The organism is Planococcus halocryophilus, assembly GCF_022489025.1.
GTDB lineage: Bacteria > Bacillota > Bacilli > Bacillales_A > Planococcaceae > Planococcus > Planococcus halocryophilus_A.
Window position 1 is genome coordinate 85,298 of record NZ_JAKVTG010000012.1, and the last position, 13,503, is coordinate 98,800.

The 13,503-nt window shown below is 37.8% G+C and carries 17 protein-coding genes and 2 pseudogenes; 6 read left to right on the top strand and 13 right to left on the bottom strand.

Features of this window, described 5'->3' with window-relative positions; all coding sequences use genetic code 11:
* Nucleotides 1-10 precede the first annotated feature (10 nt).
* Together MLE13_RS13360 and MLE13_RS18080 are read right to left on the bottom strand one after the other, a co-directional pair.
* Nucleotides 11-874 (bottom strand): endonuclease I family protein, encoded by an 864-nt coding sequence (locus tag MLE13_RS13360; protein ID WP_430905218.1) that lies wholly within the window; start codon nt 872-874, stop codon nt 11-13.
* 9 nt (nt 875-883) lie between these two features.
* A pseudogene (locus MLE13_RS18080) lies at nt 884-1,309 on the bottom strand (lamin tail domain-containing protein); the annotation flags it as partial.
* Nucleotides 1,310-1,636: 327 nt separating this feature from the next.
* Here MLE13_RS18080 and MLE13_RS13365 point away from each other — a divergent pair.
* On the top strand, nt 1,637-2,452 hold the full coding sequence (locus MLE13_RS13365) for a lipid II flippase Amj family protein (protein WP_240750176.1): 816 nt from the start codon (nt 1,637-1,639) through the stop codon (nt 2,450-2,452).
* Nucleotides 2,453-2,609: 157 nt separating this feature from the next.
* Here MLE13_RS13365 and MLE13_RS13370 read toward each other — a convergent pair whose 3' ends face one another.
* Nucleotides 2,610-2,861: a hypothetical protein gene (locus MLE13_RS13370; RefSeq protein ID WP_240750177.1), complete on the bottom strand. Its 252-nt coding sequence runs from the start codon at nt 2,859-2,861 to the stop codon at nt 2,610-2,612.
* A gap of 419 nt (nt 2,862-3,280) precedes the next feature.
* On the opposite strand from MLE13_RS13370, the gene MLE13_RS13375 reads away from it, so the two are divergent.
* Complete coding sequence (locus MLE13_RS13375; protein ID WP_240750178.1) at nt 3,281-3,871, top strand: ArsR/SmtB family transcription factor; 591 nt, start codon at nt 3,281-3,283, stop codon at nt 3,869-3,871.
* Nucleotides 3,872-3,891: 20 nt separating this feature from the next.
* Nucleotides 3,892-5,142, top strand: coding sequence for an MFS transporter (locus MLE13_RS13380; protein WP_240750179.1), 1,251 nt, complete (start codon nt 3,892-3,894; stop codon nt 5,140-5,142).
* Between the two features lie 72 nt (nt 5,143-5,214).
* Here the strand turns inward: MLE13_RS13380 and MLE13_RS13385 are convergent, their stop codons facing one another.
* The gene (locus MLE13_RS13385) at nt 5,215-5,778 is read right to left on the bottom strand and encodes a nucleotidyltransferase family protein (RefSeq protein ID WP_240750180.1); all 564 of its coding nucleotides are present in this window, start codon (nt 5,776-5,778) and stop codon (nt 5,215-5,217) included.
* 121 nt (nt 5,779-5,899) lie between these two features.
* Nucleotides 5,900-6,319, bottom strand: coding sequence for a GNAT family N-acetyltransferase (locus MLE13_RS13390; protein WP_240750181.1), 420 nt, complete (start codon nt 6,317-6,319; stop codon nt 5,900-5,902).
* Between the two features lie 198 nt (nt 6,320-6,517).
* Between MLE13_RS13390 and MLE13_RS13395 the strand changes: the two genes are divergently transcribed.
* Nucleotides 6,518-7,048, top strand: coding sequence for a DinB family protein (locus MLE13_RS13395; RefSeq protein ID WP_240750191.1), 531 nt, complete (start codon nt 6,518-6,520; stop codon nt 7,046-7,048).
* A 237-nt stretch (nt 7,049-7,285) separates the two neighbouring features.
* Nucleotides 7,286-8,485 (top strand): MFS transporter, encoded by a 1,200-nt coding sequence (locus MLE13_RS13400; protein ID WP_240750182.1) that lies wholly within the window; start codon nt 7,286-7,288, stop codon nt 8,483-8,485.
* 81 nt (nt 8,486-8,566) lie between these two features.
* On the opposite strand, the gene MLE13_RS13405 is transcribed toward MLE13_RS13400, so the two are convergent.
* On the bottom strand, nt 8,567-9,064 hold the full coding sequence (locus MLE13_RS13405; RefSeq protein WP_240750192.1) for a site-2 protease family protein: 498 nt from the start codon (nt 9,062-9,064) through the stop codon (nt 8,567-8,569).
* 318 nt (nt 9,065-9,382) lie between these two features.
* On the opposite strand from MLE13_RS13405, the gene MLE13_RS13410 reads away from it, so the two are divergent.
* Entirely contained in the window at nt 9,383-9,883 is a 501-nt protein-coding gene (locus MLE13_RS13410) for a hypothetical protein (protein WP_240750183.1), read from the top strand.
* A gap of 222 nt (nt 9,884-10,105) precedes the next feature.
* On the opposite strand, the gene MLE13_RS13415 is transcribed toward MLE13_RS13410, so the two are convergent.
* From MLE13_RS13415 to MLE13_RS13440, 7 genes and pseudogenes are all read right to left on the bottom strand, one after another.
* A complete protein-coding gene (locus MLE13_RS13415) occupies nt 10,106-10,309 on the bottom strand; it encodes a hypothetical protein (RefSeq protein WP_430905217.1) in 204 nt (67 codons plus the stop codon).
* Nucleotides 10,266-10,382, bottom strand: a pseudogene (locus MLE13_RS18085) (nucleosidase); the annotation flags it as partial. The gene MLE13_RS13415 and the pseudogene MLE13_RS18085, both read right to left, overlap by 44 nt.
* Nucleotides 10,383-10,417: 35 nt before the next feature.
* A complete protein-coding gene (locus MLE13_RS13420) occupies nt 10,418-10,828 on the bottom strand; it encodes a hypothetical protein (RefSeq protein WP_240750184.1) in 411 nt (136 codons plus the stop codon).
* A gap of 133 nt (nt 10,829-10,961) precedes the next feature.
* Nucleotides 10,962-11,111, bottom strand: a complete 150-nt coding sequence (locus MLE13_RS13425) for a hypothetical protein (RefSeq protein ID WP_008432864.1) — start codon at nt 11,109-11,111, stop codon at nt 10,962-10,964.
* A 160-nt stretch (nt 11,112-11,271) separates the two neighbouring features.
* Entirely contained in the window at nt 11,272-12,087 is an 816-nt protein-coding gene (locus MLE13_RS13430) for a TetR family transcriptional regulator (protein WP_240750185.1), read from the bottom strand.
* 349 nt (nt 12,088-12,436) lie between these two features.
* Nucleotides 12,437-12,643, bottom strand: a complete 207-nt coding sequence (locus MLE13_RS13435; protein WP_240750186.1) for a hypothetical protein — start codon at nt 12,641-12,643, stop codon at nt 12,437-12,439.
* A gap of 465 nt (nt 12,644-13,108) precedes the next feature.
* On the bottom strand, nt 13,109-13,330 hold the full coding sequence (locus MLE13_RS13440) for a hypothetical protein (RefSeq protein WP_240750187.1): 222 nt from the start codon (nt 13,328-13,330) through the stop codon (nt 13,109-13,111).
* Between the last annotated feature and the right edge of the window lie 173 nt (nt 13,331-13,503).

Consider the following 13,503-nt stretch of genomic DNA (forward strand, 5'->3'; position numbering starts at 1 on the left):
CGAAAATTACTTACCAAATCGATTCGGCCCATTCTGGATGATCAATAAATGGATTTCGGTTGCCTTGAATGTCTTCAATCTTTTCGTTGCGCTGCTCTTCCCAAGTGCTGACAGGATCTTGTGCATGCCACTCCAGCAAAACAGAAATCTTGCCATGATAAGGCGTTGAACCATTATTCACCTGGTCGTTCAATTCCAAATCCACCGAGTCATCTGACTCATAGCGAACTGCCATATAAAACAACATACGGGCAACGTCGCCTTTTACATCATTCGGTGGTTCCCAGGAATTAGCTGTGCGCAAACAGCCATCGCAACCGCTCACTGCAGAGCCGCCATAATTAAAGTCTAAGTTTCCGCGCATTCCATTCACTTGTACATCAGTTGGGCGCAAATGGTGGATATCCGTCCCTGCACCCACCGCTGTTCCAAAATTCCCATGAGACTTTGCCCATGTGTGCTCGCGATTCCAGTCACCCACATTCCCGCCATTCAACGATTTTGAACGCGACTCTCCTGTATATAATAACAAGACATTGTTCGAGTTATTCGGGTCTTCGTCCGTTATTTTTAACGCGTCCCACACTTGTGAATAACTAAGTTGTTGGTGGTCATCGATAATTTCATGGAGTTCCGATTTCAACGCCGCTCCTTGCAAACCATCTGCAGATTCATAATAAGCAGATGGAGTTGGAGTTGGCGTTTCACCATAGCCATTCATTGTATGGCTTCCTAAGTGATCAAATGTATTCGTGGGATACGTAGTCCATTCAGTCGATGGATTAAATGCGTCATTCACGACGCTGTCGCCAGATTGTATATCCGGATTGCGAACCAGCGTGACATCTTTCGCAAATTCAGCGTTTGATCCCACTTGGCCCATTGAATCAATTGGTACCCCACCTTTTTCCAGTACCAATACATCATCACCGTTAAAATTGATTACGCTGTTGTTTTGTAAATCTCCTTTGCTTTGAATCGCCGAATCTGCACTGCCATGATAGAGAACTACTGTATCCCCGCTGGCAACCGTACCGGAAAGTGCCATCTCACTTTGCGCGGATGTGCTGCCGTTTGCATACAACGCTACCGAATAAGGGCTCAACTCGATTGAAGCACCCGTTCCGTTGTAAATTTCGATTGCTTTATTCAAGCTGCTACCTTCTATGTATTCCGAAATAAAAAGATCGCTTGCTGGAGCAGCTGCTTGAACCGTTGTTTGTGAACTCGGTACCCACAGCATTGCAGCCATCCCTACTGATAATAACGCCTTTGCTGATTTCCCCCATAAACTTTTATCCATCGTCATGTCGTCCTCCTTTTGTTATAAGTGTTTCTGTTTACCCTACTAATATCTCTGATCTTGTTCAAAAAATTGCAAATTAATAACATCTGATTATTTTTAATTTACAGTTTTTTCTATCATTCCATTAAACTTTACCGAATGCATCCATCATCGTCAATGGTATTTAACAAATATTACATAAATTTAATAAAATGTAATATGCTCTATATTTGCAGTTTGATGTTTACGATATGCTTTTAAATATTAAACCGGCTATTAATATTCTTACTTTTCATTTTTTATTTAAAGAGCTATGGTAATATAAGGATAAAAATTAAAGTAGGTTTTCTATTGGAACTTTTCACAGAGAAATTAATTTTGATTGCTCTTTTCGTTTTAATCATTCACTCTATAGAAACACTTGCCTATGCCGTTCGATTATCTGGAGTAAGAGTTCGCCTGCTGGCATCTGCGCTATCCTTATTCAATGTCATGGTAATGGTCTCTCGTTTGGCGAATATGATGCAACAACCATTTACGGGGAGTTTGATTGATTCTGCTCCAGAAATTAACACCTTTGAATTTGTGGAAGCACAATACCGAATTATTATCGGTTCGTCTACTATCGGCACAATGCTTGGGATCCTCTTACTTCCAACTTTCATCTCTATATTTTCACGTGCAATCATTCATCTTTCAGCCGAAAGAGGATCGATACCCGGACTGGTCAAAAAAGGAATGAACATTGGCTATATTAGGAGGGGCATTGGACACGTTCATCTACCAAAACCATCTTACTTAAAAGGCGTCCGTTTAAAGGATATTCCGGTTCAGTTATTTTTTATCAATATGATCATTACCGCAGTTTACACAATTGGCGTTCTTGCTGCGCTTTATGCAGCCATCATTGTTCCTGAAAGAGCTGCTACTGCAATTATGGCTTCTGGTCTTATCAACGGATTGGCTACTATTCTGTTAATTGTTTTCGTCGATCCAAAAATCTCTGTATTAGCCGATGATGTCCTCAATCGGCGCGGCAGTTACTTAAATCTTAAAAGCATCGCTCTAATGATGATTGCTTCCCGCTTACTAGGAACGCTACTTGCTCAGTTATTTTTTTTACCCGGGGCAAGGTACATTGCTTGGTTCACGAAATTTATTGTGTAGTTCACCCTAGTATAGGTCTCGTACAAAACAAAATTTTCTCCACAACTATAAGAAAGACTGGGTGCAAGATTAATTGCGCCCAGTCTTTTTTTGTGACTCTGATTAACTCAATATATATTCTAAGTTTTCATGAAATTAGTCAATTCTATATTTCAGATCAATTCTTATTTCTTTTTCCATTCTTCTCGTTGCCCCGCTTGAAATTTCCCGTTGCTTTTGCCAAAAGAATCGGCAGTTGTCTTGTATCGGCTTTTGCAGCTGTAAGTTTTGCAGATAGCTGTTCGGCATCTTTCCCTTTTAGCATTACTACCTGCTTGCCTTGGTAGCTAATCAGAATTGAGCCGTTTTTAGTCAGCAAGTACGTAAATGGCTCTTTTTCTAAACGGCCTCTTTGATCAATTTTGCTCAACCTTTCAGCAACCTCCTGTATATAATTTACCAAGGTTATACCCACTTCCTTTAAATAAGAGGGTTTACTACCAAAACCATTTTGTACCGCGTTCTTTACTGTATAAATCAGCATTAATATTTCAGCAAATCCCCTTTACTTCCAAGTTTCATCTAACTAATCTGAGTATTATTCAATCGCCCTTTTATACGATTGAATGTCTTTAACAGTAGAAGTCTTAAAAAAGCATTGCAAAATTATTTCCGTTGCTTCGCAGTGCTCTTTAAGGTTATAAAAAGTCATAGTAAAGAAAAGACGCCTATCGAACTTTATATATGATATTGGTTCGATAATCATATTCAGAATACTTGCACTTTAAAAGTTAGCATGTATATAATCAGGTTAAGAAAAGTTAACCGGTTAAGAAAGGGGTTTTACAATTGAATCAACAATCTATTTTCATTCTCGAAACGTATGAACAATTAAAGGTCATTAGCGATCCGCTACGCACCAAAATGCTCATTTATCTAGTCGAACAACCTCACACAGGACAAATGCTGGCTCAAGAACTCAACCTTTCGCGAGCCAAAGTTCTTTACCACCTCCGAGAATTAGAGAAATACGGCATTATTCAGCTAGTCCGAAAAGAAGAACGTGGAGGAAATATCCTGAAATTCTACCAGGCCGTTGCCAGAGGATTTATTCCGGCAGATCATTTGCTTACCTATGTGGAATCCCAGGAAGCTACACGCCAGTCCTATTTAGAAGTCATTGATCGTGCAAAAACACGGGTGCTCACAGCTCCAGAAGAATCATTTGAACTGCACTCTTCCAATGTTGAAGAATGGAACAACCTGTCACTTCAAACTGAATTTACTGTAAGTGAGAAAAAGTTTGTGGAATTCACACGGAAGTACCGTGAACTCTTAAGTACATTAAATGAAGAGGACGAGGAAGCGGACAAGCATCATTACTACTTGATGACTACCGCATTTCAGATTGATGAATTGCTGTTTAAAAAAGAAAATTAGGTAATGAAAGGAGCGGTTACGTGGGAAATGATCAAGTAGCTACCGCAAATGAACAGACAACAGCTATCTCGAGTTTGTTTAGCAACCGATCGTTTATTTTTCTCTGGCTTTCTAGTACTGTATCTTTTCTTGCCTTATCAACATATTTATTTGCTGAACAATGGTACATCATCACTGTGCTGGAAAAGGAAAGCGCTTTAGGTATTGTGATGATGGTAACGATGGTCCCTCGGATTTTGTTTATGACACTTGGTGGTGTTTGGGCCGATCGGTTCCGCCGCTCACGCATCATGTTACTATCGAGTTTAGTACGCTGCTTTCTTGTACTAGGAATGATTTTATTGCTACAGCTCAGTTTACTTGAACTGTGGCCACTTATTCTTTTTGCCTTGAGTTTTGGAATCGTAGACGCATTCTTTTCTCCAGCAAATACTTCTCTTCTGCCTGCACTCGTCGCGAAAGAGGTTCTTCCACGCTCAAATTCTTTTATTCAAAGTTCCAATCAAATCGCGCTTTTTTCAGGTCCAATGCTAGGCGGTTGGATTCTTTCGTTCGGTTCTTTTAGCCTGTTGTTTGCAGTGATTGCTGGCTTTTTACTATTAACATTTCTTTTCTCTTCTCTTATTAAGGAGGAGAAGCGTGAGACAAGTATTAGCAAACCTTCAACGTTATCAGAACTAAAAGAAGGTTTGTCGTATGTCTGGAACATGCCTTTTCTGAAAAACATGTTGCTGATTTTAATCATAATCAACTTCTTCTTTTTCGGTCCATTGTTAATGGGCATTCCGTTGCTGGTGGATAGTGTTCTCAAAGGTGAGGTGTTGGATTTAAGTTTTCTTCAAAGTTCATATCAAGGAGGCATGTTAGCTGGAGCCATTTTAGTCGGCATTTTGAATTGGCAAAAAAAACGAGGATTGACTATGTTAGTGATGATTGGTGTGTTGGGTATTTGCTTAACTTTCTTAGGACAAATCGGGTTTCTCTGGCAGGGAATTCTTTTACTCGTACTAATGGGCATTCTTTCTTCTTTTATCAACGTAATACTAATTTCAACAATACAAGTTCAGTCGGACCCGATGAAAATAGGCCGCGTCATGAGTCTCGTCAATGCATCTTCAAATGGACTTGTTCCTCTCTCCTATGCATTTGTGTCGCTAGCTCTCTTGTTGCAATTGACGATTTCAGATGTGATGTTGGTGTGCGGTATGCTGATTTTTGTGATTACCGTCATTTATCTGTTGCGCTCCAACGTCATCAAGCATGTGGAATAGATGAAGAGTGTTACGTTAATTGATTAAGAGGTAAACTTGCGTATATCGAGGTAGCTTTTACTCATTTATATATTAGGTAATAATTATTCGATTCCAATGACGTTTCCAGTTTTTCTTTTGAACGCGCTTTTCATAGATTGCCATACGCTCTATATTTGCAGTAAAAAAAGGAGTCGGTTTAACTGTCAAGTTTATTAAGTCTTCAATTCCATGAGGAGCTATTAACACTAAGTTGTCTTGTTTATCTAGTTTAACGCCTATTGCAGTCGCTGTTTCTGGAAACTTTGCTATTGCGTCAGTTGATGATATGTAGGGTTCTACACCGTTTCTACTATGCATTCTTGCTTCATTTTTAACTGACCATGGCACATTAGGAAGTAAACTTATTAATCTACTTTCTAATTGCTTTTCCATCTTTTCGTCCTTATTCGTACCATCAAAATAAATAACATCAATATCCTCAAGAGTCGTTCTTTCACTGTAACCGTGTACCATGTCCCAAATTTTAGATCGAACAAACCCCGCACAGATCCACCCATCGGGAAGGTCTAGGACTTTTACCGTTTTAAGCAACTTCATCATCCACTCGTCTTTTTGTATCAATTCAATAATATCGTCTTCATTTTTTATTACCAACTTTTCCCCTCCCAACACCTTAGATGCTAGCAATAATCATTATACGACTGCTTCTAGATATATCTTCTTTTAGATTAAGCAGTGCTTTAATTAAGAAACTTTCAACTCTCGCTGATGGAATTCATGAATAAGAAATCGTTTTATAAATGCACAGAAATCGTTCATCTCCTGGATATTTTTCACCTAAACTCGTTATTTCAAATCCATACTTTTCATAAAATCCTACTGCCTCTCCATCTGTTTCAGCAGAAATTTGAGTTAATGAATGTTTTTCGGTAATAAAATCAATCATTTTAGTTGCTACATTCATCTCTCTTTGAGTTGGTAAAACAGCTAGATGTTTGATGATGCAGTTGCTTGTTTCAAAAATTTCGATACCAATGTAGCCAATAGCCATGTTTCCCGATAAAAAGGCATACAATTTTTGGTTTGATAAATAAATATACTTGTCATATTCCTGAATAACAGCATTACTAGACATTGCATAAGAAAGGAGATGTTGTATAGATTGATCAATCATTTTGGAATCAATATCTTTCATTAACTTCCTCCTGCCAAATATTAGAAAACGAAAAGTAGGTTATGAATATGAAATTTAAACTTAGACAAAGAAAAAAGGCCACCAATTGGCCGCCTTTAAGTTATTACCTTAATTATATCATTCTCTTTTCAGAATTATAAGTCTTTAAATATTCGATATTCCTAGTAGTCTTATAAGAAGAGGAATGGAGGCGGATTGATAGTGGAATATCGAATAATACCGACGGTTTCTTTTTCTGAGAAAATCGGGGAACTTGTTACTATGTTAAAACATATAAGAGAAGTTACATTGATTGATGTAGCTAATTTAAATCAAAGCGATTTGGATTATCTGCATGATGAGGGTTCGAATTCTATTGGTTCTCTTTTATTGCATATTGCATCTATTGAGTTTGTTCATCAAATTGTTTCAAGTGAAAACAGAGATTTAACAGCAGATGAATATATAAAGTGGAAATCAGCATTGGAACTCGGCGCCAAAGCAAAAGAGGATATCAAAGGACATACTCTTGCTTATTATTTAAACGAATTGCATCAAGTCCGACAAGATACACTTACATTGCTAAAATCAAAGCAAGACAATTGGTTAGCAGAAGAAAAGAAATGGGGAAATGGCATTCCTCACAACAATTACTACCTTTGGTTTCATGTTTTGGAAGAGGAAATTAGCCATCGTGGTCAAATCAGAATGATTAAGAGATTGTTGAATACCAATCAATCTAATTTATAGCGACTTGTCCTTGAGTTATATGTTGAAACTTATAACTCACTGTTTTTCTCTTCTTTAAAATAATGTAAAATTTCTCCTCCCACTTAAAGTATAATGAAAATAATGAATACTTTCGATAAATCGCCCCCAAGATTTATCCTTAAACAGAAAGGAACAACTAATATGACGATTAGTCCAATTTGATCTATCCCTTGAATAGAAATTATTTACGAATTGACTTCTTGGGGGAACTGAATAATGAAAATGAATCGGAACTACAATTTATTGCTGACCGGGCAATCGCTTGCCAATATCGGCGATGTTCTTTATATTGTCAGCATTATTTACATCATCTTTGAATTGACTGGATCAGCCACTGCAGCTGCTTTTATGCCATTTACTATCACCAGTTCGATGTTCATTTCGAACTCCTTGACTCCTTTATTGATGCAGCGTTTCAACCTAAAATGGCTGCTGGCAGGGTCACAGATGGGTAAAACAATCTTGCTAATCGGACTGGCGTTCTTTTCGCCTCAACTTTCGATGGCTAATTTTTACGGGCTTTTTTTGATCATTAGCTTGGTCGCCTTACTGGATGGCTGCGCCAACCCAGTGACTCAATCGCTCATTCCAAATTACGTGAAAAGCGAGCAGCTACTGAAAGCGAATGGCATTACAGAAACTGTTACCCAGCTGATTCAGACCGCCATGTGGTTTGTTGGAAGCTCGCTATTGATTTGGCTCGCTGCGAATGAATTGGTTTGGTTAACAGCCGCCTTATTTTTGGTCTCAAGTCTGCTCTTGAGCTTTTTAGATACGGTCGACTTTACACCATCAAGTAACCAAGGAAAGTGGAAGCAAATTAGCCAAGGCTGGAAAACCGTCTCTACTTCGCCTGTACTCAAGCGAATTGTCTGGATGGATGTCCTGGAGACAATTGCTGGGACCGTGTGGATTGCCGCAATTCTCTATGTCTTTGTCAGTGATGCTTTATTCGCAGATGAAAAATGGTGGGGATTCATTAATGGTACCTTTTTCTTAGGGTTAATCGCTGGCAGCTTGTTCTGTCTGCGGTTTTCAGACTGGATCGAACAGAAGCTCAGCCAATTTATATTTCTAGGTGCAATCTCCAGCAGCTTGGTCACCATCTTCTTTGGATTGACGAGCCTTCCGACGCTAGCACTGTTTTTTTCCTTTTTGGTTGGGGCTTCTAGCCAAATCAAGAACATCCCACAACAGATGGTAGTTCAGACAAGTGTTCCAAAAGCTCAATTGCCAACCGTATTTACCACACTCGGCGCAATTGGAACCGGAACCTTCGGCATTGCTTCCCTTTTGATGGGTGTTCTAGCAGACGCTTTTGGCATTCGCGGGGTATTCATCTTGTCTGGAATTTTATTGAGCATTGTCAGCTTGATTGCTTACAAAGGCAGAATCTTACTATGGCGAACAGTATAAGCTTAAACGATAAAAAAGAGTGATTCGGAATACAGCCGAATCACTCTTTTTTATTGATTTCCGATTTTCATGAATCTGTTATTAAACTGCTTTTCGTTGTTTTCTGTTTTCTTTTATTAAGTTTGAAATCTGTAGTCCATCACTTGGACCTCCTCCTAAAAAGGAAGGATATGTAAAAGGTATTAATGGAGTTATGAATAGAAAGAAACTAGCTCCTGCTATGTTCATAACAATATTTCCTGCTACACCTGAAATATAATGAGTTGTGACATATAGTGTTCCAAACCCTAATAAAGAAGCGAGTGGTCCACCTATAAAAATAATAATTCTTTGTTTATATGTAATTGGCGGTAATTTCTCTATGTTCGAAGTACGGCAAAACGCTGAAATGGCAATGGTTAGGTAGCAGGTAATTCTTCCAAGATTTAGTTTCAATTTTTTCTCTTTACTTGATGAACCAAAATAGATTTCCGCTTTAGCATGCTTATTCTGTGAAATCACTGCAATTGCATGTCCCATTTCATGTATCAAAATTGCCATATTGATAATGAGTAGAATGGCAAGCACTTCAAGTAACATTGACAAAATGTTCTCCTCCATTTACTTTAAGTTTAAAATTCATCACAGATTAAAGTGACCACTCATCGAAAACTCATACTTAAGATCTTTCTGTTGCACAATCCCCAATTTTCTTCTGTTAAGTTGTTTAAGTATTATGTATTTACATTTTATCATCCATTATAAGGAAATTCGACACTTTATAAGTGTAATGATAAAAACATAGATTCCCCTTGCTCTCCGAAACTCTACCTAGCAGGACGTTTATATAAACAACAGTAGAATTTTATAATCACTTAGGGCAAAAACTATGGGAAAAATCACAATTATGAAAGGATTATGATGATAGAAACTAAAGGTCAACTCATCGCACGCAAACTCAAATCAACGTTCCTCACTTTATTAATTTCATCTATTGTGTGGAGCTTAGTAACTATTTATACTGACGAGGAAATTGTCTATCACCTTGCAGAACATTTTTATGTAATGACGTTGTTCTACTTTTACTACGCCGGATTCATAGTACTTATTTATGGGAATCTGGTTTCCGTTTTGACTGAATCGATTTTGCGCAAATGGGCAGGACGATTTATGTGGCTTTATACCCCAATCCTTGGATTGGCAGGAGCAGCAATTGGCTTACTCCTGCCCTATTATCCCTTCATCATCGCGGGGATTCTTACGGGTATCTGTTATGGCGTTCTTGATAAATGGATTATGTATCGATGGGAGCGGGACAGTGGCGTATTAATTATTTTTATCGCTTTACTAGTTCTATTCTTTCTACTCTGGGGTTTCTTTTATGTGACATCTCCGATACTGCCGACAGTTAAAGCCTAGAAAGCCCTCGAGTTTAAGACCGAAAATAAAGATACGTTGTTGAACAATTTTCCGAGTAAAGTGTGAAGATAGCATCGATGGAAAAATTCACGAAAAACCACTCTCAAATCAGCCTATCTATTTGAAAGTGGTTTTTTTGTTATGCAATTTCAGTAAATAGACATCCCCTTTTTCTCATTTAGGAGTGTCAAACACTTAAATACAGTAGCAGTCAATCTTCTATTAAATAGGTAATAGTGGTAATAAATTGATCAGTTCTGCTAAATCCTCAATAACGAAATCTGCTTGGGCAAGTTCCACTTCCTGCACAAAATAGAAACGACAGCCAATAGCCGTTAAGTTATTTGCTTTTGCGGCATAAATATCCGATAACCGGTCACAAAACCTTTGGTAGTAAAACGCCCATAATTTTCCTGTATTTATCAATCGGTGTACCTATATTCCAGAGATTCAACGTTTTCAACCAGTCAAATGTATCATTGAGTGATCGTTCCAAGATTTTATCAGTAGGAAGTTACATTTAAATCATCTGCTTTAATTCATTTTAGGTCTTCTTAATATATACCTTGGGGCAGGACCAAATCCTTGCTCTGCTTCAAAATAAGCTAACTCACCGGGAATGCACGAAATGATTGAAGGAAAACCAAAACCGACAGCCTGTGCTAAAGCTTCTTGCAGCAATAGTTCTTTTCCCTCTATCTTTTCATTGTAGGACAAGGAGTAGCACTTTTTTTCAGCTCCGTTTTTTAGAAGCAGCTCGTAAATGTCTTGTGGATCAGAATTTGGTGGTGGAATTTCAATCATGTACTTCCCTTTCAACATCTTCTGATATTCATGACAAAGCCGATTCAAAGCATGACCTCTTTTCTTTGGTGAAAACAATTCATGAAGCACTCTTTCCTGAACGTTTTTTTCGAAGAAAGATTTCACAATCAGTTCTTCCATTTCCTTCTTCATTTTGCTTCGCTCCTTCCTAATTTGCTTAGTATCCCCCTCACAACACAAAAAGAGAAAAAGCTGAATGTCACTTTTTCTCTTTTGATAATTTGAGATACGAATACCCTTATCACCTAAAAAATTACCTTCTGTGTTCGAAAATTTTAATCAAATAATCAATTCTAAGAGCAATGTAAATTAGCACCATTGCCGCAATAGCCTCCCAGATTCCCCCAAAAAAGAATCCTATGGCTGCGCCAAAAGCGATATAAATCATTAATTTCTTATCCACCCCAATAACCTCCGATTTTTCTAAATAATAATTTTGACATTCTCGAAAAACAAAACTCAATTTTGATATAAAACCTTATCAAACATTCTTGACTTGTTTCTATTAAAAGCATCAATAAATTTTTCGCCAAATATGGTTATGCTTTTTTCCAAAGGATATCCTAAATCATCACTTGATAAAGTGCAACTTCCTGATTTTTAGAAATGGAGAGAAAGTGGTTAGTTTCTGACGGACCTAGCCCTCTCAGAACGCCTTGAACGCTTCCTAAAAGCAATGGTTTCTGTGTGCCAATTTTCAATTGATACATCTTCTGATTGGAATTATAGGGATCAAAAAAGTAAGCATCTTTTCCTCTGATACATAAAGCTTTGGCGCCATGCAGTAATTCAGGCACCGGATAAGTGCGACTTGTTCGCTCTTGTGAGTTTATTTCAATCAGTGGAAAATCGGTATAAGGAAAAATCCATGCAGTCGTTCCTCTCCCTTTGCAAAGAGCATAACAGTCGGCTATTGCATTAGGATTCAATAAATCGGAATGGTATCGTAAGAGGATGTTACCGGTCATATCGAAAAGTACGAGTCCCTCGGTAGAGATTCCATTACCAAAAACCCCTTCATCAAAATAGCTGACCCAGATTCCTTCTTTTCCAACGACTATCTCTTCAAATGCCTCACCGCCATTAAAGGAATGAAGAAGTTGTCCAGAAAGGTCTACAATAAACATATTTTTTTTGTCACTTTCGTAGGTAGCTGCCAGAAAGTGGTTATCATCAATCCAACGAATCATCGATAATTTATACGCTGTAAAGCTTACTGTTATTTCTACACCGTTCAATTGAACGAAGGTTTTCTTATGCCTCCGAAGAATCACAGCCAATCCGTACTTGTCTTTCCAGTCTGCGTCAACGATTTCCACTTCCTCTCCTAGCTGAGAGGAAGCTGTATAAATGACCTCTTTGGTTAATGTCTGACTCAAAATAACCCCTCCCGTTTCTCACATCAAATAGTTCTTTTTCTTCATTTCCTTAATATACCAATGGAAAGATGCAAAAGCTAGCTGATTCTATGAAGAAAACCGTATGTGAATTACACTTTTTCAAACAAAAAGACAAGAGTTCACAATTGAACCTCTTGCCTTTTGATAAGCTACGATATGTAAACTGCATTTTATTAGGAAATTAATAGTAATTGTAAAAGTGCTCTAAGCCTATAAAGATAAGCTTTGATAGATACCGATAGGTCACGCACTTCTCTCTCGGTTAATGCGCTGCGTTCAGTTGGTTCAGTTTTTTGACGTTCTTATTTAGTGGCTGTAGCGCCCTTTTCTACATGTCTTTCCTAGCAGAAACTTGAGAATAAAGTGAGAATATCTCTTCGTTTTTCTGTTCCCACGCTGGATCTCTTTGCATCGGAATTGCATAGGCTTTCTCTATGTCACTCGCAAGGGTAGCTAACATTATTTTCTTTCGATTTGCCGGATAAGTACCCTGCATGATTACCTCGTAGCGTTTTGTGTAGTACTTCAACATCATTCTGCATTTCTCCCTAAAGTGACAAATTGGTTATGCTCTCTATCTCTGTTATATGTTCACTTAGACTCCTAACATACCAAAATATTATTTCTAAATAAAAAAGTGATAATCATCTGCAATTTAGCATCTTCTTGGCATTTCTTGAAATGTCTGTATCGAAATGTGGTTTTCTTTATATTAACTATACTCATCCTTATTACAGATAGCTAGCTCCTGATAAAAAACCACTGTTTATCCATACAATTAGCTCTACCTACAATGAAAGATTAAAATGTTTTCAACTCTCGCTTCTGCCAATAATAGTTGAGGTGCAAAAATTTTTTATGATGTCCTCTCTAATGATTTGAGTTCTAAATATTAGAGGTTGTAGACTGCAAAGTGTCAATATGAGAATTCCATCCACGCTCAATGACTGGAAGTAACTTTTCGTTAATAGAAATCGTTCATGGAACAACCTGCACTTTCTTACAACATGGGGAATTCCTCATCAAAGACTTTGGTTAAAATTCTGGCTTTCATTTCAATAGAAAATGAATCTTCCTCCTCTATAAAAGGCAAGTCTCCCATTATCTCAAACAATTCCTGACACGTTAAACATATAGCTAAGTGGTGTTCAACTACCTCAGCGCATTCCTTTTTCATCAGTTGAGATCCATTGATGTACGACAGTAAAAAATCACATTCCATAAACGAATCCCTCCTTTATGTTCTGTACAATTCTATCTTTATAGCCGTTTTTAAGACAGTTAGATAGTGGGTTTGTGGGTATTGTAATCAGTGACATTTCAGTACTCCAATTAAATTTTCTATGAAAAAAAGCTAGCCCTCAGGCTAGCTTCTGTCTGAAAACACTCATTTAC

Excerpts from the sequence above, each read along its gene's own strand:
- MLE13_RS13405 (WP_240750192.1), bottom strand. The coding sequence starts at position 9,064 with ATGTTACTTGAAGTGCTTGCCATTCTACTCATTATCAATATGGCAATT.
- MLE13_RS13440 (WP_240750187.1), bottom strand. The coding sequence starts at position 13,330 with ATGGAATGTGATTTTTTACTGTCGTACATCAATGGATCTCAACTGATG.
- MLE13_RS13390 (WP_240750181.1), bottom strand. The coding sequence starts at position 6,319 with ATGAAAGATATTGATTCCAAAATGATTGATCAATCTATACAACATCTC.
- MLE13_RS13435 (WP_240750186.1), bottom strand. The coding sequence starts at position 12,643 with ATGATGTTGAAGTACTACACAAAACGCTACGAGGTAATCATGCAGGGT.
- MLE13_RS13400 (WP_240750182.1), top strand. The coding sequence starts at position 7,286 with ATGAAAATGAATCGGAACTACAATTTATTGCTGACCGGGCAATCGCTT.
- MLE13_RS13410 (WP_240750183.1), top strand. The coding sequence starts at position 9,383 with ATGATGATAGAAACTAAAGGTCAACTCATCGCACGCAAACTCAAATCA.
- MLE13_RS13420 (WP_240750184.1), bottom strand. The coding sequence starts at position 10,828 with ATGGAAGAACTGATTGTGAAATCTTTCTTCGAAAAAAACGTTCAGGAA.